At 63.4% G+C, this 19,718-nt stretch carries 20 protein-coding genes and 1 riboswitch; of the genes, 11 read left to right on the forward strand and 9 right to left on the reverse strand.

Annotated elements, in window-relative coordinates; translation table 11 throughout:
* The first annotated feature begins 129 nt into the window (after nt 1–129).
* The 8 genes from FJ546_RS16810 to FJ546_RS16845 all read left to right on the forward strand — a co-directional run bounded on the left by FJ546_RS16810 (nt 130) and on the right by FJ546_RS16845 (nt 6,194).
* Nucleotides 130–1,257 (forward strand): S-(hydroxymethyl)glutathione dehydrogenase/class III alcohol dehydrogenase, encoded by a 1,128-nt coding sequence (locus tag FJ546_RS16810; protein ID WP_140890359.1) that lies wholly within the window; start codon nt 130–132, stop codon nt 1,255–1,257.
* Nucleotides 1,258–1,323: 66 nt separating this feature from the next.
* Complete coding sequence (gene gfa, locus FJ546_RS16815; protein ID WP_140890360.1) at nt 1,324–1,893, forward strand: S-(hydroxymethyl)glutathione synthase; 570 nt, start codon at nt 1,324–1,326, stop codon at nt 1,891–1,893.
* A gap of 142 nt (nt 1,894–2,035) precedes the next feature.
* Nucleotides 2,036–2,731: a hypothetical protein gene (locus tag FJ546_RS16820; RefSeq protein ID WP_140890361.1), complete on the forward strand. Its 696-nt coding sequence runs from the start codon at nt 2,036–2,038 to the stop codon at nt 2,729–2,731.
* 27 nt (nt 2,732–2,758) lie between these two features.
* Nucleotides 2,759–3,220, forward strand: a complete 462-nt coding sequence (locus FJ546_RS16825; RefSeq protein ID WP_181167980.1) for a YaiI/YqxD family protein — start codon at nt 2,759–2,761, stop codon at nt 3,218–3,220.
* Between the two features lie 30 nt (nt 3,221–3,250).
* Nucleotides 3,251–3,928 (forward strand): DUF1345 domain-containing protein, encoded by a 678-nt coding sequence (locus tag FJ546_RS16830; protein WP_140890363.1) that lies wholly within the window; start codon nt 3,251–3,253, stop codon nt 3,926–3,928.
* A gap of 97 nt (nt 3,929–4,025) precedes the next feature.
* The gene (locus FJ546_RS16835) at nt 4,026–4,907 is read left to right on the forward strand and encodes a cytochrome b/b6 domain-containing protein (RefSeq protein ID WP_140890364.1); all 882 of its coding nucleotides are present in this window, start codon (nt 4,026–4,028) and stop codon (nt 4,905–4,907) included.
* A gap of 1 nt (nt 4,908) precedes the next feature.
* Nucleotides 4,909–5,700 (forward strand): molybdopterin-binding protein, encoded by a 792-nt coding sequence (locus FJ546_RS16840; protein ID WP_140890365.1) that lies wholly within the window; start codon nt 4,909–4,911, stop codon nt 5,698–5,700.
* Nucleotides 5,700–6,194 carry a GNAT family N-acetyltransferase gene (locus tag FJ546_RS16845; protein WP_140890366.1) on the forward strand — a complete coding sequence of 165 codons (495 nt, stop codon included), beginning with the start codon at nt 5,700–5,702 and terminating at the stop codon, nt 6,192–6,194. The genes FJ546_RS16840 and FJ546_RS16845 overlap by 1 nt, the downstream gene beginning before the upstream one ends.
* Here FJ546_RS16845 and FJ546_RS16850 read toward each other — a convergent pair.
* Nucleotides 6,133–7,134, reverse strand: coding sequence for a hypothetical protein (locus FJ546_RS16850; protein ID WP_140890367.1), 1,002 nt, complete (start codon nt 7,132–7,134; stop codon nt 6,133–6,135). The two genes, FJ546_RS16845 and FJ546_RS16850, sit on opposite strands and share 62 nt — an antisense overlap.
* Before the next feature lie 241 nt (nt 7,135–7,375).
* Nucleotides 7,376–7,462: riboswitch (glycine riboswitch) on the forward strand.
* A gap of 149 nt (nt 7,463–7,611) precedes the next feature.
* Here FJ546_RS16850 and gcvT point away from each other — a divergent pair.
* The 3 genes from gcvT to gcvP are packed head-to-tail and all read left to right on the forward strand — an operon-like array spanning nt 7,612 to nt 11,915.
* Nucleotides 7,612–8,712: a glycine cleavage system aminomethyltransferase GcvT gene (gcvT, locus tag FJ546_RS16855; RefSeq protein WP_140890368.1), complete on the forward strand. Its 1,101-nt coding sequence runs from the start codon at nt 7,612–7,614 to the stop codon at nt 8,710–8,712.
* A 5-nt stretch (nt 8,713–8,717) separates the two neighbouring features.
* The gene (gcvH, locus tag FJ546_RS16860) at nt 8,718–9,086 is read left to right on the forward strand and encodes a glycine cleavage system protein GcvH (RefSeq protein WP_140890369.1); all 369 of its coding nucleotides are present in this window, start codon (nt 8,718–8,720) and stop codon (nt 9,084–9,086) included.
* A gap of 15 nt (nt 9,087–9,101) precedes the next feature.
* Complete coding sequence (gene gcvP, locus FJ546_RS16865; RefSeq protein WP_181167966.1) at nt 9,102–11,915, forward strand: aminomethyl-transferring glycine dehydrogenase; 2,814 nt, start codon at nt 9,102–9,104, stop codon at nt 11,913–11,915.
* 12 nt (nt 11,916–11,927) lie between these two features.
* Here gcvP and FJ546_RS16870 read toward each other — a convergent pair whose 3' ends face one another.
* The 8 genes from FJ546_RS16870 to FJ546_RS16905 form a co-directional block, all read right to left on the reverse strand.
* Complete coding sequence (locus FJ546_RS16870; RefSeq protein ID WP_140890370.1) at nt 11,928–13,103, reverse strand: GGDEF domain-containing protein; 1,176 nt, start codon at nt 13,101–13,103, stop codon at nt 11,928–11,930.
* Between the two features lie 174 nt (nt 13,104–13,277).
* A complete protein-coding gene (locus FJ546_RS16875) occupies nt 13,278–13,751 on the reverse strand; it encodes a tetratricopeptide repeat protein (RefSeq protein WP_140890371.1) in 474 nt (157 codons plus the stop codon).
* A 159-nt stretch (nt 13,752–13,910) separates the two neighbouring features.
* Nucleotides 13,911–14,738, reverse strand: a complete 828-nt coding sequence (locus tag FJ546_RS16880) for a hypothetical protein (protein WP_140890372.1) — start codon at nt 14,736–14,738, stop codon at nt 13,911–13,913.
* 102 nt (nt 14,739–14,840) lie between these two features.
* Nucleotides 14,841–15,806, reverse strand: a complete 966-nt coding sequence (locus FJ546_RS16885; RefSeq protein ID WP_140890373.1) for a type II secretion system F family protein — start codon at nt 15,804–15,806, stop codon at nt 14,841–14,843.
* Between the two features lies 1 nt (nt 15,807).
* The gene (locus FJ546_RS16890; protein ID WP_140890374.1) at nt 15,808–16,773 is read right to left on the reverse strand and encodes a type II secretion system F family protein; all 966 of its coding nucleotides are present in this window, start codon (nt 16,771–16,773) and stop codon (nt 15,808–15,810) included.
* A gap of 4 nt (nt 16,774–16,777) precedes the next feature.
* The gene (locus FJ546_RS16895; RefSeq protein ID WP_140890375.1) at nt 16,778–18,199 is read right to left on the reverse strand and encodes a CpaF family protein; all 1,422 of its coding nucleotides are present in this window, start codon (nt 18,197–18,199) and stop codon (nt 16,778–16,780) included.
* Complete coding sequence (locus FJ546_RS16900; RefSeq protein WP_140890376.1) at nt 18,196–19,410, reverse strand: response regulator/pilus assembly protein; 1,215 nt, start codon at nt 19,408–19,410, stop codon at nt 18,196–18,198. Before FJ546_RS16900 ends, FJ546_RS16895 begins: the two co-directional genes overlap by 4 nt.
* Nucleotides 19,411–19,445: 35 nt before the next feature.
* Nucleotides 19,446–19,715: a hypothetical protein gene (locus FJ546_RS16905; protein WP_140890377.1), complete on the reverse strand. Its 270-nt coding sequence runs from the start codon at nt 19,713–19,715 to the stop codon at nt 19,446–19,448.
* Nucleotides 19,716–19,718 lie beyond the last annotated feature (3 nt).

Here is a 19,718-nt window from a genome sequence, read left to right on the forward strand (position 1 = left end):
AATCACTGCCTTTCAATCGATTTGCGATTCCAATTCATCGCTGTGGCCCAGTCTCGGCGCCAGCTTCCTGTTGATCGTGTCGGAAAAACCTGAAACCTTGGAAAAAAATTCGCATTTGGAGGACGCCCTATGAAAACCCGCGCCGCTGTTGCCGTCGCCGCCGGAAAGCCGCTGGAGATCATGGAGGTCGACCTCGACGGCCCTCGCGAAGGCGAGGTGCTGGTCGAGATCAAGGCGACCGGCATATGCCACACCGACGAGTTCACTTTGTCGGGCGCCGATCCCGAAGGCCTGTTCCCAGCCATTCTCGGCCATGAGGGCGCTGGCGTCGTCGTCGATGTCGGCAAGGGTGTCACCTCGGTCAAGAAGGGCGACCATGTCATTCCGCTCTATACGCCGGAGTGCCGGCAGTGCCCGTCCTGCCTGTCGCGCAAGACCAACCTGTGCACCGCCATCCGTGCCACGCAGGGCCAGGGCTTGATGCCCGACGGTTCGTCGCGCTTCTCGATCGGCAAGGACAAGATCTTCCACTATATGGGCTGCTCGACCTTCTCGAACTTCACCGTGCTGCCCGAGATCGCGGTGGCCAAGGTCAGTCCGGACGCCCCCTTCGACAAGATCTGCTACATCGGCTGCGGTGTCACCACCGGCATCGGCGCCGTCATCAACACCGCCAAGGTCGAGCAAGGCGCGACCGCTGTGGTCTTCGGCCTCGGCGGTATCGGCCTCAACGTCATTCAAGGCCTGAAGCTTGCCGGCGCCGACATGATCATCGGCGTCGACCTCAACAACGACAAGGAGGAATGGGGCGAGCGGTTCGGCATGACGCATTTCGTCAATCCGAAGGAGATCGACGGCGACATCGTGCCTTACCTCGTCAACCTGACCAAGCGCGGCGCCGACCAGATCGGCGGCGCCGACTACACGTTCGACTGCACCGGCAACACCAAGGTGATGCGCCAGGCGCTGGAAGCCTCGCACCGCGGCTGGGGCAAGTCTGTCATCATCGGCGTCGCCGGCGCCGGCCAGGAAATCTCGACGCGGCCGTTCCAGCTGGTTACCGGCCGCACCTGGATGGGCACCGCCTTCGGCGGCGCGCGCGGCCGCACCGACGTGCCGAGGATCGTCGACTGGTACATGGACGGCAAGATCCAGATCGACCCGATGATCACCCATTTGCTGAAGCTGGAAGACATCAACAAGGGGTTCGACCTCATGCATGAGGGCAAGTCGATCCGCAGCGTCGTCGTTTACTGAAGCAAGCCACACGCCGCCGACCGACCGGCCTGCGACCTCTGTGGCGAAAACCTGGGAGGAGAAGAAATGGCGGAGAAACTGCATCCGAAAATCGACAATGGCCTGCCCAAGGAGAGCGCGAGCTTTGCCGGCGGCACGCTGGTCTGCGCTTGCACCAGCAAGCCGGTCAAGGTGAAGGTCAAGGGCCAGATCGCCCACAACCACGCCTGCGGCTGCACCAAATGCTGGAAGCCGGAAGGCGCCATATTCTCGGTGGTTGCCGTCGCCGGCACCGGCGACGTCACCGTCAGCGAGAACGGCGACAAGCTGAAAGTGGTCGACCCCGCCGCATTGATCCAGCGTCATGCCTGTACCGGCTGCGGCGTCCACATGCACGGGCCGGTCGAGCGCGATCATCCGTTCAAGGGCCTCACCTTCATCCACCCCGAGCGCTTCGAGGAGGATGGCTGGTCGCCGCCGGGCTTCACCGCCTTCGTCTCGTCGATCATCGAATCCGGTGTCGACCCGAGCCGCATGGACGGCATCCGCGGCCAGCTGAAATCGATCGGGCTCGAACCCTATGACTGCCTCAATCCTGGCCTGATGGACTATATCGCCACCTGGACGGCAAAGAAGTCCGGCGCCTTGCCGGCGTAAGTGATTTACGGAGCCGGGTGACCATTCGCCCGGCTCCATGCCCAGCAAGTATTGCGCTTCGGCTGCGTTAGCGTACTGTTGCGGTATGGAGCGGCTCAAGTCTTACCGACGAACAAATGCGGCCGTTTTGGCCGGATTCTTCATGGCGGTTACTGTTATCTTGGTAATCGCTCTGCCCGAAGGGAAACTAGGATCAGGAGTTGTGCTCGGCATCATAGTTGCCGCACCTCTCTTGCTCTATCTGATTGCGTCGGGAGATGTGGCAGAAGTCAGCGGTCCTGGCGGACTCGTTGCAAAATTTAAGGCCGATGCTAGAGCACCAGTTGACACGAGCGCCGAGATCGAAGCGTTAGAGCTTGTCGCGAAATTGGCCTTACCCGACCCCTTGCAACGATCGCGCCAGTTTCGGCCTGGGGCTCCAATAGCTCTTACACTGCGGCTTGGCGACCCAACTAGTTCCTATGACCGCGACGCTATTCAGATTTATATATCTGCTCTTATAAAGGTAGACCCTGAACTAACCGTCATCTTCATCACGGTTGATGGGGTATTCAAGGCATCGACAGATGGTCACTCGGTGATATCGATTGTAAATAACGACCACTATGGCGGCGAGCTTGAACAAGCGATCAAAGATGGAGACATCCCTAAGATCGAGACACTTCTCACGATCTCCAAGAAGACCGTGGAGAAGGCAGAATCCAACGCCACGGCTCTCAAAAAGATGATTGATGCCGGGGTTAAGTCACTGGTAGCAGTCGATCCAATCGGTCGCCCAGTCGGTGTCGTTCGACGAGACCGAATCGTGGCAAAGTTGGTGGCAAGTCTCGCTGCCTAAAACGTTCAGAGCATCGGTTTGCCCAACATTGTTCAGATCTACGTCGACGCCGATGCCTGCCCGGTCAAGGCCGAGGTCGAGAAAGTCGCCGAGCGCCTCGGCGTCGTCGTCACCTACGTCTCCAATGGCGGCTTGCGGCCCTCGCGCGATCCGATGATCCGCAATGTCGTTGTGTCCAAGGGCGCCGACGCCGCCGACGACTGGATCGTCGACAACGCGAAACCCAACGATATCGTGATCACCGCGGACATTCCGCTGGCCGCCCGCACGGTGGCGCTCGGCGCCCACGTGCTCGGGCCTACCGGGCGGCCGTTTACGCCCGAAACCATCGGCATGGCGGTGGCCATGCGCGATCTCAAGCAGCATCTGCGCGAGACCGGCGAGAGCAAGGGTTACAACGCCTCCTTCGCGCCGCAGGACCGCTCGCGGTTCCTCGGCGAACTCGACCGCATCTTGCGGCGCGCACTGAAATCCGCCACACCCGGGTAGAAACCGAGCGCGATCCAGGGTGGAGACGTCATGGCCACCGAAACCCCGATCCAGAAGCCCATGCAGCGCCATACGCTGTTCGCAATGTCGGCGTGCTTCGGCGCGCTCGCGCTCCTTGTGGCGTTGCTGCTGCACGCCCCGCTCGCCTACTCGATCGGCGCCAATGCCTTTTTCGCCGCCTACGTCATTCTTGTCGTCAGCCAGATGCCCAAATTCACCGGCAAATATCTGAGCAAGAATGCGCGCGCCACTGACCAGCCGGTGCTGGTCATCTTCGCCGTGACGCTCGTCGTCGTTGTCGTCGCCGTTGTCTCGTTGTTCCTGCTTATCAATCAGAAGAACAGAGGCAATTCCGTCGAACTCGGTTTCGCGCTGCTGTCGATCCCGCTTGGCTGGTTCACCATCCATGCCATGGCCGCACTTCATTATGCGCATGTCTACTGGATGGACGGCGATGCGGTGGACGCTGAAACCAATAGGAAAATCCCGGTCGGCGGATTGCTGTTCCCGGGCGACAAACGGCCGGAAGGCTGGGATTTCCTCTATTTCTCCGCAGTCATCGGCATGACCGCGCAAACCGCCGACACCAACATATCGACCACGCATATGCGCTGTGTCGTGCTTGTCCACTCGATCCTGTCGTTCTTCTTCAACACCGTCATCGTCGCCGCGGCCGTCAATCTCGCCGTCAGCCTGGGTGCTCCGTAATAAATCCGTGATCGGGTGAAACATCGGTTTGGATCGCGACGTATCAGGAGGACAATGAACGCGCAGGCCACGCCGCGAGGCCGGGAGAAGAGACAAGATGGAATCCGTTGCCAGAAGCCAATCCGCCACCGGACCGGACGCTCCCGTGTCGAGCGACAGCACGCTGATCTACCGGCAGTCGCGCTGGACGCGGCTGACGCACTGGATCTGGGCCGTTTCGCTGTTCTTCATGCTGCTTTCCGGGCTGCAGATCTTCAACGCCCGGCCGCAGCTCTATATCGGCAAGCAATCCGGCTTCGGCTACAACAACACCATCTTCGAAATCGGTGCCGAAAACACGAGCGCCGGGCCGCGCGGCTACACCGAACTCTTCGGGCACCGCTTCGACACGACGGGCGTGCTCGGCTGGTCGGGTCCGCCGGGCAACGAGACGGCGCGCGGCTTCCCGTCCTGGGCGACCATTCCGTCCTATTATGACCTCGGCACCGCCCGCGTCGTGCATTTCTTCTTCGCCTGGATCCTGACGACCACCTTGATCGTCTGGCTGGTCGCCAGCCTGGTCAACGGCCATATCAGGCGCGACCTCGCCCCGCGCCTCGACGACCTCAAGCGCCTGCCGCGGGACATAGTCGACCACGCCAAGCTGAAATTCCATCACACACGCGAATACAACACGCTGCAGAAGATGGCTTATGGCGGCGTGCTGTTCGTGCTGTTGCCGCTGATGATCATCACCGGCCTTGCCATGTCGCCCAGCATGAATTCGGTGCTGCCCTTCCTCAACGAGGTGCTCGGCGGCCGGCAAACGGCGCGCACCATCCATTTCACCATCATGCTGCTGCTGGTCGGTTTCTTCATCATCCACATTCTGATGATCCTGGCCGCTGGCCCGATCAACGAACTGCGCTCGATCATCACCGGCTGGTACCGCACCGACCCTCCCGCGCATGACGACGAGACGACCGAGAGGAGTGCCTGACATGGCGAAGTTTGAGATCAGCCGCCGGAAATTCCTGACCGCCGCCAGCCTTGGCGCCTCCGGCATCATGCTGTCAGGCTGCGACGCCTTCGACAGCCAGTTGAGCATTGGCAGCGGCCTGCGCAGTTTCCTCGAAGACGCCAATGGCCTGACGTACCGCGCGCAACGCCTGCTTGCCGGCCGTGAAGCGCTGGCACCGGAGTTCAGCGAGGCCGATATCCGCCAGCCGCAGCGGCCGAACGGCGTTACCGCCCCCGACGATGACACCTACAAGCGTCTGCTCGCCAGCAATTTCGCCGACTGGCGATTGGAGGTGTCGGGTCTAGTCGAAAAGCCGCTGTCGCTCAGCCGCGAGCAACTCCAGAACATGCCAAGCCGCACCCAGATAACCCGCCACGATTGCGTCGAGGGCTGGAGTTGCATCGCCAAGTGGACCGGCACGCCGCTGTCGCTGGTGCTCGACCAGGCGGTGGTCAAGCCGCAGGCGCGCTACGTCATGTTCCATTGCCTCGACACGATCGACCGCAGCCTGTCCGGCGACATCAAATATTACGGCACGATCGACCTGATCGACGCCCGCCACCCGCAGACGATCCTCGCCTATGGCCTGAATGGCAAGCCTTTACCCGTCGAGAACGGCGCGCCGCTGCGCGTCCGTGTCGAACGCCAGCTCGGCTACAAGATGCCGAAATACCTCTACAAGATCGAACTGGTCGACGGCTTCGCCAATGTCGGCGGCGGCCGCGGCGGCTATTGGGAAGACAATGGCTACGACTGGTACGGCGGGATTTGATGACCACCCGCATACGGGCCGAGCACGATCTGTCGCCGATCGAGTTGAGCTTGCTTGAGGAACGCCTCCACAAGGACAACCGCCGCGCGACAGGCTGCGCCGATGACCGGACACTGGCTTTCGTTATTCGTGACGGTGCAGGACATGCGATCGGCGTGGCGGCCGGCTACTCTTGGGCGAGCACGTCCGAGCTGACATTGATGTGGATTGACGAGGCCTATCGCGGTCGCGGCTATGCAAGGCAGTTGCTCAGCGCTTTTGTGGCTGAGGCAACCGTTCGAGGCGTCAGGAGAATTTGGGTCTCCAGCCACGACTTCCAGGCGCCGGGCCTCTACGAGAAGGCTGGCTTCCGGCGCATCGCCGAACTCGCGGAATGGCCCGAAGGCCACTCCAACATCATCCTTTGTAAAACGACAGCAGCGGACGGTGCACTTAGGCAACCTTCTCAAGCAGCGGCCTCAGCGCCGGATGTATCTCCGGCGAGGCATGCTTGATCAGGGTCAGCAGCGCGCGCTCGTTTTCGTATAGGGGCCTGTCCACGCCGATGTGCTCGATCAGCCATTTGGCTTCGCCGGCATCGATCGTCTCGGCGCGGCGGGCCAGGGCCTCGGCCGCCCTGTTCTTGGCCTCCCACTCGGCCTCGATGTCATCGGGGGACCGATAGGCCTCGATGATGCAGGCAAGGCCGCCGGAGACCATGCGGCTGAAGAAGCCGCCGATTTCCGGATCGGCGCGTTCGAGGAAGCTTTCCTGCCGCAGCGCCACATCGCGGGTCGGCGCCTCATAGCCGGCCGAACACATGACGAAATTGGCGATCGCCTTGACGAAAAGGTCGTTCCAGGAAGGATCGTTCTTGGCCTGGGCGGTCTGCTCGTTGATCCTGAACAGCAGCTCGGCCTCGCCGCGGGTGATGGCGATGTTGCCGTCGCCGCCATGGGCATGCAGGATGCGGCGCAGCAGCTCGACTTCCGCCTTGGCGATCAGTCCGGGCACCAGCGCGCCGCCCAGCATCAGTGGCCCCTTGCCATCGATGACGGCATGGGCGACCTGCTCCAGCGCATAGACGCAAAGCGTGCTCGGCGTGGATCTCGCCTTTTCCAGCACATGGACCAGCAATTCGAGTTCGGTGCGGCTGTCGACCATGCCGTCGCGCGAGATGGTGCGGACCAACCAGTCGGCATTGTCCTGCGAGATATAGCCGGACGGCTTTTCCTGATGGACGATGTAGTCGGTCACCGCCTCGACGAAGAACGGTGCCCATTGCGCGCATTTGTCCTGGGCCGTCTGGTCGAGAGCGAACAGCGCCTCGGCCTCGCCTCGGGTCACCACGCCATCGGCGAACACGTCGCGGCGCAGCATCACCACATCCTCCGGGGCAATGCGATTCTTCGAGGTCAGCCCCGCCACCGGCGCGCTCATGATCAATTCGCCCATTGTCGTCCCCGTCCGCCCCAAAGCATTACATCGGCCTGCTGTATCAGGAGTGTCTTGAAAAACCGGCAAACGGCGTGGTTAGCGAAGACTTGCCGGCCAAAGCATGTCACCCGAAAGTGCGCCGCTAAAGCGCATCGGCTTGATCCGTTCCAGCACGACGCACCTTTGATGTCGCTGGGAGGTGACAAGGTGTCGCCGACGGGCTATGGATGACGCGTCGAGGGCTCGGGATTCTGAGTCCTACCTGTTTGCGGGAGAGAGCAGCGAGAGCTGCCGCCGAAGGGGAAATCGCCCGAAATCTCTCAGGCAAAAGAACCGTAGACGGGAAAGACACTCTGGAAAGTCGGGGCTTGCCCCCGCGCCGAAGGTGTAAGCGCCGCTGACAGAGTTCCGGCTGCGCAAGTCTCTCAGGCTTCAGACAGAGGGGCACGGACTGGTCGCCATTCGCGGCCGATTGCGTGCGACTCTGGAGACGACATGACGGGCGACGACTCAAAACACCTTCCCCTGGAAGATATCCACACAGCCGCCGGTGCGCGCTTCGGCGCCTTTGCCGGCTGGTCGATGCCGCTGACCTATCCGGCCGGCGTCATGAAGGAGCATCTGCACACCCGCGAGCATGCCGGTCTCTTCGATATCTCGCACATGAAACTGTTCGAGGTCAGCGGGCCACAGGCGGTTGCGCTGCTCGACCGCGCTTGCCCCTTGGATGCCGGCGCGCTCGAAATCTCGCAGTCGAAACTGTCCTTCTTCCTCAATGAGGCCGGCGGCATCCTTGACGACCTGATCGTCACCCGACTCGGCGATACCAGATTCATGGTGGTCGCCAATGCCGGCAACGCCGTCGCCGACGAAAAGCATCTGCGTGAGCTCGCCACGAATTTTGATGTGGAGGTCGAGCCGCTCGACCGCGTCTTCCTGGCCATCCAGGGACCCGAGGCCTGGGCCGTGCTGTCGCGCGCCGGCATCGAGACCGGCTCGCTGCTGTTCATGCACGGGGTCGAGCCGCGGAAAGACTGGTTCATGAGCCGGTCGGGTTATACTGGCGAGGACGGTTTCGAGATCGGCCTGCCGGAGGCCGCCGCTCGGGATTTGGTCGCGACGCTGATCGAGGATGAACGCGTGCTTTGGATCGGCCTTGCCGCGCGCGACAGCCTGCGGCTCGAGGCTGGGCTTTGCCTGCATGGCCAGGACATCACGCCCGAGACCGACCCGGCCGCGGCGGCGCTGATGTGGGCGATCCCCAAGGACATCCGCGCTTCCGGCGCCTTTATCGGCGCCGACGCCTTGCGCGCCGCCGTCGAACGCGGCCCGGCACAAAAGCGCGTCGGGCTGAAGCCGGAAGGCCGCCAGCCGGTGCGCGCCGGTGCCGCTCTGTTCGACGCCGACGGCAATCCCGCCGGCCATGTCACATCGGGCGGCTTCGGCCCCTCGGCCGGCCATCCGGTCGCCATGGGCTATGTCGCCGCGGCGCTGGCAAAGCCCGGCACGCGCGTGTTCGCCGAGGTACGCGGCACGAAGATCCCCGTCGATATCAGTTCCCTGCCCTTCACCCCTCATCGCTACCGCAAAGGATGAACTCCATGGCAAAGACCTATTTCACATCAGATCACGAATGGCTCCGCGTCGACGGCGGTATCGCCACCGTCGGCATCACCGACTACGCGCAGGAGCAGCTCGGCGACCTCGTCTTCGTCGAACTGCCGGAAACGGGCAAGAAGCTGACCAAGGGCGACACCGCCGTCGTGGTCGAATCCGTCAAGGCCGCCTCCGACGTTTACGCGCCGGTCGACGGCGAGATCACCGAGGCCAACGGCACGCTGTCTTCCGACCCGTCGCTGGTCAACTCGGCGGCAACCGGCGCCGGCTGGCTGTGGAAGATGAAGCTTGCCGACGAAAGCCAGCTCGCCGGCCTCATGGATGAGGCCGCCTACAAAGCCCATATTGCCTGAAATCAGGACACAGAGATGATGACCGCAGCACTTACCCCCTTCTCGGCCCGCCATATTGGTCCTGGCGTCAACGATGTCAGGGCCATGCTTGCCGTTATCGGCGTCCCCTCCGTCGAGACGCTGATCAGCCAGGCCGTACCGCAGTCGATTCGCCTCGACCTGCCGCTGGCCTTGCCAGCGCCGGCCAGCGAGGCCGAAGCGCTGGCCGAATTGTCGGCCATCATGGCGAAGAACACGGTGCTGAAGAGCTTCATCGGCGCCGGCTATCACGGCGTCCACGTGCCGCCGGTCATCCAGCGCAATCTGTTCGAGAATCCGGCCTGGTACACGGCCTACACGCCCTATCAGGCCGAGATCAGCCAGGGCCGGCTCGAAATGCTGTTCAATTTCCAGACGCTGGTCACCGAATTGACCGGACTGCCGGTGGCATCCGCCTCGCTGCTCGATGAAGCAACCGCTGTCGCGGAAGCGGTCGGCATTGCGCTGCGCCACCATCGCGACAAGCGCACCAAGGTGGCGTTCGCCGGCACGCCGCATCCGCAGACGCTGGACGTGGTGCGCACCCGCGCCGAACCGCTCGGCATCGAGATCGACGGCGAGACGATCGACGACAACACCGCTGCCTTGCTCGTCTCCTGGCCCGACACCTTTGGCGTCTATCGCGACCATAAGGCGGCGATCGACAAGGCCCGCGCCGCTGGCGCGCTGGTCGTCTTCATCGCCGATCCGCTTGGCCTGACGCTCACCGAAGCGCCGGCGAAGCTCGGTGCCGACATTGCCGTCGGCCCGATGCAGCGCTTTGGCGTGCCCATGGGCTTTGGCGGGCCGCACGCGGCTTACTGCGCCGTCTCCGATAAACTGACGCGCCTGATGCCCGGCCGCCTCGTCGGCCAGTCGACCGACAGCAAGGGTCGGCCCGGATACCGCCTGGCCTTGCAGACGCGCGAACAGCATATCCGCCGCGACAAGGCGACCTCCAACATCTGCACCGCGCAGGCGCTGCTCGCGAACATGGCGACGGCCTATGCCATCTGGCACGGCCCCGCCGGGCTGCAGGCGATCGCCGGACGCATCCATGCTCTGGCCAACCGACTGGCGAGCGGCCTCAAGGCGGCGGGCGTTTCGGTGCTCGGCGCCAGCCGCTTCGACACGGTGACGGTTGAGGCGAAAGGCAAGGCCGCGCAAATCGCCGAAGCCGCCGAGAAGACCGGCCGGCTGCTGCGCGTCCTCGACGCCGACCATATCGGCATCGCCTTCGACGAGACTTCTACCGATGCCGATCTCGACGCGATCGCTTCCCTGTTCGGCGCCAAGGCTACCTCTTCAGCCGACAGCACCGTTCCCGGCAAGCCGCGTGGAAAGGAGTTTCTGACCCAGCCGGTCTTCAACGAGAACAAGTCGGAGACCGACATGATGCGCCTGCTGCGCCGGTTGGCCGACAAGGATCTGGCGCTCGACCGCTCCATGATCCCGCTCGGATCTTGCACCATGAAGCTCAACGCGGCGGCCGAAATGATGCCGGTGAGCTGGCCAAGCATCGCCAATCTGCATCCCTTCGCACCGGCCAGCCATTCGGCCGGCTATCGCGCCATGATCGGCGAGCTGGAAGGCTGGCTATCCGAAATCACCGGCTTCGACGCGGTCAGCCTGCAGCCCAATGCCGGCAGCCAGGGCGAATATGCCGGCCTGCTCGCCATCCGCGCCTATCACCGCTCGCGCGGCGAAGGCCATCGCACGGTCTGCCTGATCCCCTCCTCCGCGCATGGCACCAATCCGGCGAGCGCGGCGATGGCCGGCATGAGCGTCGTCGTCGTGCGCTGCCTGGAAGACGGCAATATCGACATGGACGATATGCGGGCCAAGGCCAACGAACATTCCAAGAATCTCGCCGCGCTGATGTTCACCTATCCCTCGACGCATGGCGTCTACGAAGAAGGCGCCCGCCACCTCTGCGCCCTCATCCACGAGCATGGCGGCCAGGTCTATTTCGACGGCGCCAACCTCAACGCGCTGGTCGCGCTCGCCCGGCCCGCCGATATCGGCGCCGATGTCTGCCATATGAACCTGCACAAGACCTTCTGCATCCCGCATGGCGGCGGCGGCCCCGGCGTCGGCCCGATCGGCGTCAAGGCGCATCTGAAGCCTTATCTGCCGGGCCATGTCACCGAAGGCTCGGCGCATGCCGTGTCGGCGGCACCCTTCGGCAGCGCTTCCATCCTGCCGATCACCTGGATGTATATCCGCATGATGGGCGCCGCCGGACTGAAGCAGGCGACGGAGACCGCCATCATCTCGGCCAACTATGTGGCGACACGGCTCGCGCCGCACTTCCCGCTGCTCTACAAGGGCCGGCACGATCGCATCGCGCATGAATGCATCCTCGACACCCGCGTGCTCAAGGAGAGCGCAGGCATCAGCGTCGACGACATCGCCAAACGCCTGATCGACTACGGCTTTCACGCGCCGACCATGTCGTTTCCGGTCGCCGGCACGCTGATGGTCGAGCCGACGGAATCAGAGCCGAAGCGCGAACTCGACCGCTTCTGCGAGGCGATGATCGCCATTGCCGGCGAAGCCGCGAAAGTCGCCAGGGGCGACTGGCCGTTGGCCGACAACCCGCTGGTCAACGCGCCGCACACCGCCGCCGACACGCTGTCCGGCCAGTGGACCCACCCCTACTCGCGCCTGGAGGCAGCCTTTCCCGCCGGCGACGCCGACACGGCGGCCAAGTACTGGCCGCCGGTGTCGCGCATCGACAATGTCGCCGGCGACCGCAATCTGGTCTGCTCCTGCCCGCCACTGTCGGATTATCTGGGAGCGGCTGAGTAGCAGTCTTTCGGCCTACGCGGAGCGCAAGGCCGGCTTGACCGGTTCGGCCTTGCCCATTCTTTTGCGGCTGATGACGCGGTTTCGGCCGGCGCGCTTGGCCGCGTAGAGCGCGGCGTCCGCCTCGGCCAGCACCTCGTCGAGGCTGCTGCCGTCGGCGCCGCCAAAGCCGATGCCGCCGCTGACCGTGCTGCGCAACGGACCGAGCGCGGTAGGAACGATTTCGGTGCCGAAGGCCACGCCGATCTTGCTGGCGAGATCATGGGCTCGCTCTTCCGTCATCCGCGACATGACGATGGCGAACTCCTCGCCGCCCAGGCGAAAGGCGTCGACGCCGGTCCTGGCATATTTCCGGATGACGGCGGCGAAGCGGCACAGCACCTTGTCCCCGACCGGGTGACCGTAGATGTCGTTCGTCCTCTTGAAATGATCGAGGTCGAACATAACGACCGCCATGAACGGACCGAAGGGCCGCTCGCCGTGGAGCGACATCAGCCCGCGGCGGTTCATCAGCCCGGTCAATGGATCGGTCATCGTCTCGGCCTTGAGCTCGATCTGCGCCTGCAGATGATGCAGCGAGAGCGTCAAGGCGCCCAGACCCGTCATGCAGGCCACCGCCACGACGGAATTCAGACGTTCGGCCCAGTTGTCGGGCGCCGCCCCGAGCGCCCATTGCCCCTTGGCCATCAGAACCACGCCGCAAAGGGCAAACGACACCGCGCAGGTGCCGCTCAGGAAGGAAACCACCAGCAGGATCCGGCGATCGTGGCTGCCATTGACCCAGAACATGGCTCCGATCGTCGCCAGCAGCACGGTCACCGTCGTGTAGGTGACAATGAAGCCGACACCGTCAAAACCGAGAAAGGTGAAGGCCGCGCAGACCGCCATGGCGGCAAGTGTCGGCACGATCGCACGCCTGTAGTCCGGCACGCCGAGATACTGCATGGCCGAAAGGCAGATGATCAGGAAGCCCAGGCTGAGCAGCGCCAGCGCGATCTGGCAAAGCAGAGGATCAGGCTCCTTTGTGTAGCGCCAGAACAGGATCACATGCGCGACAAGCACGATAATGCCGCACGCCACCGTCAGCACGAAGCGCGCCCGCGGCGCGGTGAGCCAGATGGCAAACATGGTGACGGCCAGGCATGTGCCCGACAGCGCGGCCGCGAGCAGGAGCGAACTGAAATCCAGCATATCGGGCGGGGGCCTCTCCAGCGTCGGCGGTTACGCCGCATTCTAGGTCAGCGGCAGCCCTCGAACATGGTTTTCAGCCGGTCTTTCGATCCAAGCTGCGGTTAGGGTTTACAAAGCGTCGACAGTGCCTGGCCAGAAATCGGACCCTTGGCCGGCACGAGGATCGAACGCGCATCAGCCCTTGTTCAGCAAGGCGAGATTGGCGTTGACGACCGTCGGGTCGGCCATGCCGGCCTTCGCCTCGAGCAGCAGCGCCCTGGCCTTCTTCTTGTTGCCGCGCAGCAGTTGCGAATAGCCCATATTGTTGACGATCCGCGGTTTGCGGCCTGCGACCTTCAGGAGTTGGCCATAGGCACGGTCGGCGAAGTCGAAGCGGCCGAGTTCGTCATAGGAGGCGGCCAGCCCCATCCAGGCCTCCGCATTGTCGGCCTTCAGCTCGACGGCCTTGCGGAAATGCTGTTCGGCCAGACCATAATTGGCGTCGCGAAACTGCGCCTTGCCCTGCGCCAGGTCGGATGTATCGACATCCTTCGCCGCCGGCTGGATCGCGGTCGTCTTGGTCGTGTCGACGTTGTTGTTCGTCGTGCACCCGGTGATAACAAGGACGGCCGCCATCGTGGCCACCGCCGCAAATTGTGTCTGACGCATGCCTGCCCCGTCGCCCGATTTGCCGGGTCGTTCTTCAGGTAAAGACATTAGGGTAAAGCGATTAAGCTTCGGTGCCGAAATGCAGCTAAGATTTGGTTTCCGCAATACCAACCATTAACCACTGGACCCCAACGCCTCAGGCGGACGCAGGAGGCGATCTCACGGCGGATCGATGGCCTTGAGCGCCGCCGGAACCGGATAGCGGCTGCCGTTATAGCGCAGCCGGTGGGTCCGGCTCACCGACTTGCCGGGGTGAGACTGGCACTCGCCATCCTTGTCGGGCAACGGCTCGTCGGTATTCTGCCGCTCGACCGCGATGATGTCATGATAGCCGCGATGGATCGTCGGGCTCATCGCCAGGCTGACCTGGCTGGAATGAAAGGACCCCGCGCAACTGGCGTCGCCTTCGCCGCCATAGCCGGCCACGGCAAGCCCGTCGAGCACCGCGCGTAGCGCGTTGCCGGCGATGGCGTAGAGCCGCAGGTCGGTTTCGTTGAAGGGATTGGGCTGTGAATGATTGGCCATGTCGATGCGCAGGCCGAAGGCGGTGACACCGGGCGCCAGCCCATAGCGGGCGGTATCGAATTCGATGCCCCGGATGGCGACGGCATCGTCGTTCATCAGCCTGGGCTGGAGCAGTCGCTGGCGTACCTGCCGGGTCTTCCTGTCGACGACCAGAAGCTCGATGTCGCCAACATGCTGACCGTCGACGGATTGGGCGCTGTCGATCAGCGGCACCGCTACCAGCAGAAGATCGTCATGGGCGGGCCAGATCTTGCAGACCAGGCCCGCAATACCGTCCTGAAGAACCGCGAGCGGGATGCTGGTATGCGGTTCGAGCGTGAACGAGCGGCCGTCGGCGCTCTTTTGAACCTTGGGAAAAGCCTGCCGCAACAGCGCGGCGGCATCGCCGCAATCGTCGGCGGCGGCCAGGGCGGGCCACAGGTTGGCCACGACAAGAGCGGCGGCACATAACAGTATTCGCATGGGATCCTCATGTTGAAGGGCCGAGTTCGGGCTGTCGGCCCAGCTTGGCATTATGCCGCACAAGCCGCCATGTGCAGGCCGGCCAATGAACATCGATGTCGCCTAGTGGCTGCCTGTCATCTTGACGATGATCGGGATGATGGCGATCATCAGCACCACGGGCAGGATGCACACCGTCACCGGTATCGACATCTTGGCCGGCAAGGCATGTGCCTTTTCCTCGGCCAGCGACATGCGCTTGTGGCGCATTTCGTCGGAGAAGACGCGCAGCGCGCCTGACAGGCTGGTGCCGAGTTCCTTCGACTGCTGCAGCAGCGTGGCGAAGGAGCGAACCTCGTCAAGGCTGAGGCGGTCGGCGAGCGCCTTCAGCGCATCGTCGAGGCTGCGCCCCGCCCGCAGTTCCAGCGACACAAGCTGCAAATTCTGGCTGAGCGCTGGATAGGTCTTGGCGAGTTCCTTCGAGACGCGCTCGATACCGGCTTCCATGCTCATGCCGGCATCCGAACAGACGATCATCAGATCCATGAAGTCGGGAAAGCCGTTGCGGTACTCGCGCATCTTCTCCCGCACCCGCTGGGTCAGGACTAGGCCGGGCAGGAAATAGCCTGCCACGCCCGACAGGATGACGAACGCCCAGCGGCTGGTCGTCGTCGCCTCGGCGCTGGCCAGCCACTGGTTGAGGACAAAGGCGCCGATCGCGCCGCCGACCAGCGCCGAGAAGCGGATGATGAAGAACGTTCCGACGGCGCGCGGCTCCATATAGCCGGCCTGGATCAGCTTCATGCGCAACCGGGCGACATTTTCCGGATCGCTCTTGGCGTAGAATTCCTGCGCCCGTTTCACCGCCTTTTCGCGCACGACATTGGCGTTTTTCTTCTGCAGCGGCTCGGGCTTCGCGGCCACGGCGCCACGGTCGACCTTGAGCCGGCGCTTCACGTCGTTGCGGTCGCCCTTCGCCGCCACCATCGGCCAGGCGACGGCGACGCTGCCCAAGGCCAGAAGCAGGATCGCCACCGGCATCAGGGAGGTCGGTGCGAGCGAGGCGAGGAATTCGATGAAGCCCTGCATGTCAGAACCTGAAATTCGACATCTTGAACATCATCAGATTGCCCAGCATCAGCCAGGTCACCGATCCGCCGATCAGGTACCAGGTTTTCGGCTCGTCCCAGACATCACGGTAGAAGCCCGGCATCAGCGCCATGATCGCGGCAAACAGCAGCGCCGGTATCGCCGTCAGGATGTAGGCCGACATGCGGCCTTCGGTCGAGATGGCGCGCACCTTTCGGCGAAGCTTGCCGCGCTCGCGGATCGTCAGCGCCAGGCCGTCAAGAATTTCGCGCAGATTACCGCCCGAACTGGACTGTATGGAGACGGCGGTGATGAACAGCGGCAGATCCTCATGGCCGACCCTGTCGAACAGCGAATTCAACGCAGAGACCAGGTCGGAACCATAGGTCACCTCATCGGCGATGACGCCGAACTCGGTGCCGATCGGATCGGGCATTTCGCGCGACACCATGGCGATGGCCACCGGCACGGGGTGACCGGCCTTGAGGCCGCGCGTGATCAGCTCCAATGCCTCGGGCAGTTGCACGCCGAAGCGCTTGAGCCGGCGCTTGCGCTTGGAGCGCATCACCATCACCGGCACCAGCGGCATCAGCACGACGAACAGGAGAAGCCCCATCAGCAGCGGAAAGCCATGCCAGATGGCGAACAGGGCCACGGCCGTTGCCACGCCCGAGGTGATCATCAGGAATTTCGACAGCGGCATGATCATGCCCGACTGTGTGCGCAGCGCGCGGAACCGGTCCGGCGAGAACAGCGAGGTCCCGGCGTCGAGGCCGCGCTCCTTGCGCAGCTGGATCAGCACCTGCTCCTGGCTGATCTTGCTTTCCTGCAGCTTCATGCGCCGGTTGATGGCGGTGCGTTTGTCGCTGCGTCCGGCATAGAGGAGATAGCAGGTCTCGGCGATCATGATGCCGGTAAGTGCAGCCCCGGCATAGACGACATAGATTGCGCTCAGCCCGTCGAACACCTGGCTACTCCTGCGGCCGGCCGGGTTCGAAGTACCGTCCGGGAAACTCGATGCCCATGGCGCGCAGATCCTCCAGGAAGCGCGGCCGGATGCCGGTCGCCTCGAAATAGCCGAGGATGCCGCCATCGGCATCCATGCCGGTGCGCACGAAGCGGAAGATCTCCTGCATCTGGATGACGTCGCCTTCCATGCCGGTCACTTCGGCCACGCTCGTCACCTTGCGCTTGCCGTCGGAAAGCCGGGTCAGCTGCACGATGATGTCGATGGCGCTGGCGATCTGGCTGCGGATCGACTGCACCGTCATCGGCATGCCGGTCATGCCCAGCATCTGCTCAAGGCGCGAAATGGCATCGCGCGGCGTGTTGGCGTGGATGGTCGCCATCGACCCTTCATGGCCGGTGTTCATCGCCTGCAACATGTCGAAGGCCTCCTCGCCACGGCACTCGCCGAGGATGACGCGGTCGGGGCGCATGCGCAGCGCGTTCTTGACGAGATCGCGCTGCTTGAGTTCGCCATGGCCCTCGATGTTGGCGGGGCGCGTCTCCATGCGCGCGACATGCGGCTGCTGGAGCTGAAGTTCGGCCGCATCCTCGATGGTGATCAACCGCTCGTCCTCGGGAATGAAGGCCGACAGCGCGTTGAGCATCGTCGTCTTGCCGGTACCGGTGCCGCCCGAAATGATCGTCGTCTTGCGGGCGTGGACGGCCGCCGCCAGCACTTCGGCCATGTTCTGGGTGATGGCGCCGAATTCGACGAGCTTGTGCAGGCCAAGCTTGTTCTTGGAGAATTTGCGGATCGACACCAGCGGACCGTCGACGCCAACCGGGCGGATGGCCGCGTTGAAGCGCGAGCCGTCCAGCATGCGGGCATCGACCATCGGCTGCGATTCGTCGACGCGGCGGCCAACTGCGGCGACGATTTTGTTAATAATTCTAAGCAGATGCGCCTCATCCTTGAACGGGATATGGACCTGCTGCAGCTTGCCCTTCTTTTCGATGAAGCAGTTCTGGTGGCCGTTGATCAGGATGTCGTTGATGTCGGGATCCTTGAGCAAGGGCTCGAGCGGACCAAGGCCGACCATCTCGTCGACGATATCGTCGACCAGCGCTTGGAGTTCGGCGGTGTTGATCGCCATCCGCTCCTGGCGGGTTTTTTCCGAAACGAAATCATGAACCTGGCGGCGCATCTCCTCCTTGGGCAAACGCTCCAGCGCCACCAGGTTGATTTCCTCGAGCAGCATGCGGTGAATGCGCACGCGCGCATCGAGCACCTTGTTGGCGTTCTTTGCCGGCGCGACATCAGGCTTTGCCGGCAAAGCCTTCCGGTTGGTCGGGATGACGACCGCATGATGCGCGACCGGCGTCGACTCCGCCGGGCGCTGCGGACGCGCATCGCGGTTCTGCAGGGTGGAAAAACGGCTAGTCATCCGGCCGTCCTCTTCAAGAAGCCCCTGCCGAGACCGAACAGCGACTTCGATTTGGCTCCGGTCGCGACCGCCTCCTCCGGCAGGATGATCTTCTTCAGATCGTTGACGACATTGGCATTGGGATCGATCTCGTGCAGAGGCACGCCGCGGTCGACCGCCTCGCGCACCAGCCGGTAGTTGTTGGCGATGCCGCCGACGAAATGCTCGCCAAGGATCTCCTGGACGTCCGCCTGCTTGATGCCGTTGTCGAACATCTTCTGCTCGAAACGGTTGACGATGACATTCGGCTTCACTTCCTTGCCGGCGGTCTCATAGACCGCCTGGATCAGCCTTTGCGTGTGGCGCAGGCACGGCACCGTCATTTCGGCGACGATATAGAGCTTGTTGGATCCCAGCAGCACGGTCTCCGTCCAGGGAAACCAGGTGCGCGGCATGTCGATGACGACATTGTCGAAATAGGCCGAGACGAGGTCCAGCATGCGCACCACGACATCGGTCTTGAACGAGCGCATATCCGCCGGATGCGTCGGTGCCGCCAAAACGCAAAGCCCGCTGGCATGCTTGGACAGCATCACGTCGAGCAATTGCCGGTCGAGGCGTTCGGGCTGGTTTTCGATCTCGGTGATGTCGAAGCGCGGCTCGAGGTCGAGATATTCGGCACAGGCGCCCTGCTGGAAATTGAGGTCGACCACGCATGTCGAGGCGCCGCGCGTCACCGAGTGATGCAGCTGGAACGCAGTCTGCAGCGCCAGCGTCGTGGTGCCGACGCCGCCGGCGGCCGGCATGAACGTGTAGATCTGCGACTCGGTGTTTTCCTCACGCCCCGGCCCTTGCAGGGCCCGCACCACCGAGCGCACCAGATCGGCCGTGGTGATCGGCTTGACCAGGAAGTCCGCGACCTTGAGCTGCACCAGGATGCGCACGGCGGCGGCGTTGAACTCCTGGGTGACCACGACCACGGGCGCCTTGCCCTCCAGCCGGCGCATGACGCGCTGCAGCGACTCGACCTCCTCCAGTCTCGCCGCGTCCATGTCGACGATGATGGCGCCGAAGTCCGCTTCCTGGATCTCGCCGCGCAGTTCGGTGACGTTCTTTTCCACCGTCGAGAGCTGGATGATCTCGGAGGCGGCGAATGCGGTCCGCGTGTCCTGCACGAAGGTCCTGTCGGTGGATACGAGCAGGATCTTCTTGGTCTTGATGCCGTTTGCCATTTTTGTCAGCCTGTGAGCGCGATCGCCCTTTGGGGTCAGTTGCCCGTGGTCTTCTGCGATGCCTTCGTAGCGACGGCCTGATCCGGTGTGACCGGCACGGCATCGCCACGCTTGGCAGGCACGAGAAGCCTTGTGTTCTGGACGCCGTACTTCCAGGGATCGACCATCTGCATGACGGTGTTGGCGGCCTGGGCGTCGCCGGAGCCCGGCGTCACCCCTTCGGTGCGTATGTAATCGTCGCTGGTGCAGCCGCCGGCCAAACCGGCAAGAAGCAAGGCGACACTCGATCTCAGGACCAGACGCATGGT

The sequence above is a fragment of the Mesorhizobium sp. B2-4-19 genome (assembly GCF_006441315.1).
Lineage (GTDB): Bacteria > Pseudomonadota > Alphaproteobacteria > Rhizobiales > Rhizobiaceae > Mesorhizobium.

What these genes read in the sequence shown, in the direction of transcription:
- FJ546_RS16845 (WP_140890366.1), top strand. Translation starts at nt 5,700, where the DNA reads ATGACCACCCGCATACGGGCCGAGCACGATCTGTCGCCGATCGAGTTG.
- FJ546_RS16835 (WP_140890364.1), top strand. Translation starts at nt 4,026, where the DNA reads ATGGAATCCGTTGCCAGAAGCCAATCCGCCACCGGACCGGACGCTCCC.
- FJ546_RS16810 (WP_140890359.1), top strand. Translation starts at nt 130, where the DNA reads ATGAAAACCCGCGCCGCTGTTGCCGTCGCCGCCGGAAAGCCGCTGGAG.
- FJ546_RS16875 (WP_140890371.1), bottom strand. Translation starts at nt 13,751, where the DNA reads ATGCGTCAGACACAATTTGCGGCGGTGGCCACGATGGCGGCCGTCCTT.
- FJ546_RS16870 (WP_140890370.1), bottom strand. Translation starts at nt 13,103, where the DNA reads ATGCTGGATTTCAGTTCGCTCCTGCTCGCGGCCGCGCTGTCGGGCACA.
- FJ546_RS16905 (WP_140890377.1), bottom strand. Translation starts at nt 19,715, where the DNA reads ATGCGTCTGGTCCTGAGATCGAGTGTCGCCTTGCTTCTTGCCGGTTTG.
- gcvH (WP_140890369.1), top strand. Translation starts at nt 8,718, where the DNA reads ATGGCAAAGACCTATTTCACATCAGATCACGAATGGCTCCGCGTCGAC.
- FJ546_RS16900 (WP_140890376.1), bottom strand. Translation starts at nt 19,410, where the DNA reads ATGGCAAACGGCATCAAGACCAAGAAGATCCTGCTCGTATCCACCGAC.
- gcvP (WP_181167966.1), top strand. Translation starts at nt 9,102, where the DNA reads ATGATGACCGCAGCACTTACCCCCTTCTCGGCCCGCCATATTGGTCCT.
- FJ546_RS16885 (WP_140890373.1), bottom strand. Translation starts at nt 15,806, where the DNA reads ATGCAGGGCTTCATCGAATTCCTCGCCTCGCTCGCACCGACCTCCCTG.
- FJ546_RS16895 (WP_140890375.1), bottom strand. Translation starts at nt 18,199, where the DNA reads ATGACTAGCCGTTTTTCCACCCTGCAGAACCGCGATGCGCGTCCGCAG.
- gcvT (WP_140890368.1), top strand. Translation starts at nt 7,612, where the DNA reads ATGACGGGCGACGACTCAAAACACCTTCCCCTGGAAGATATCCACACA.
- FJ546_RS16850 (WP_140890367.1), bottom strand. Translation starts at nt 7,134, where the DNA reads ATGGGCGAATTGATCATGAGCGCGCCGGTGGCGGGGCTGACCTCGAAG.
- FJ546_RS16840 (WP_140890365.1), top strand. Translation starts at nt 4,909, where the DNA reads ATGGCGAAGTTTGAGATCAGCCGCCGGAAATTCCTGACCGCCGCCAGC.
- gfa (WP_140890360.1), top strand. Translation starts at nt 1,324, where the DNA reads ATGGCGGAGAAACTGCATCCGAAAATCGACAATGGCCTGCCCAAGGAG.
- FJ546_RS16880 (WP_140890372.1), bottom strand. Translation starts at nt 14,738, where the DNA reads ATGCGAATACTGTTATGTGCCGCCGCTCTTGTCGTGGCCAACCTGTGG.
- FJ546_RS16820 (WP_140890361.1), top strand. Translation starts at nt 2,036, where the DNA reads ATGGCGGTTACTGTTATCTTGGTAATCGCTCTGCCCGAAGGGAAACTA.
- FJ546_RS16830 (WP_140890363.1), top strand. Translation starts at nt 3,251, where the DNA reads ATGGCCACCGAAACCCCGATCCAGAAGCCCATGCAGCGCCATACGCTG.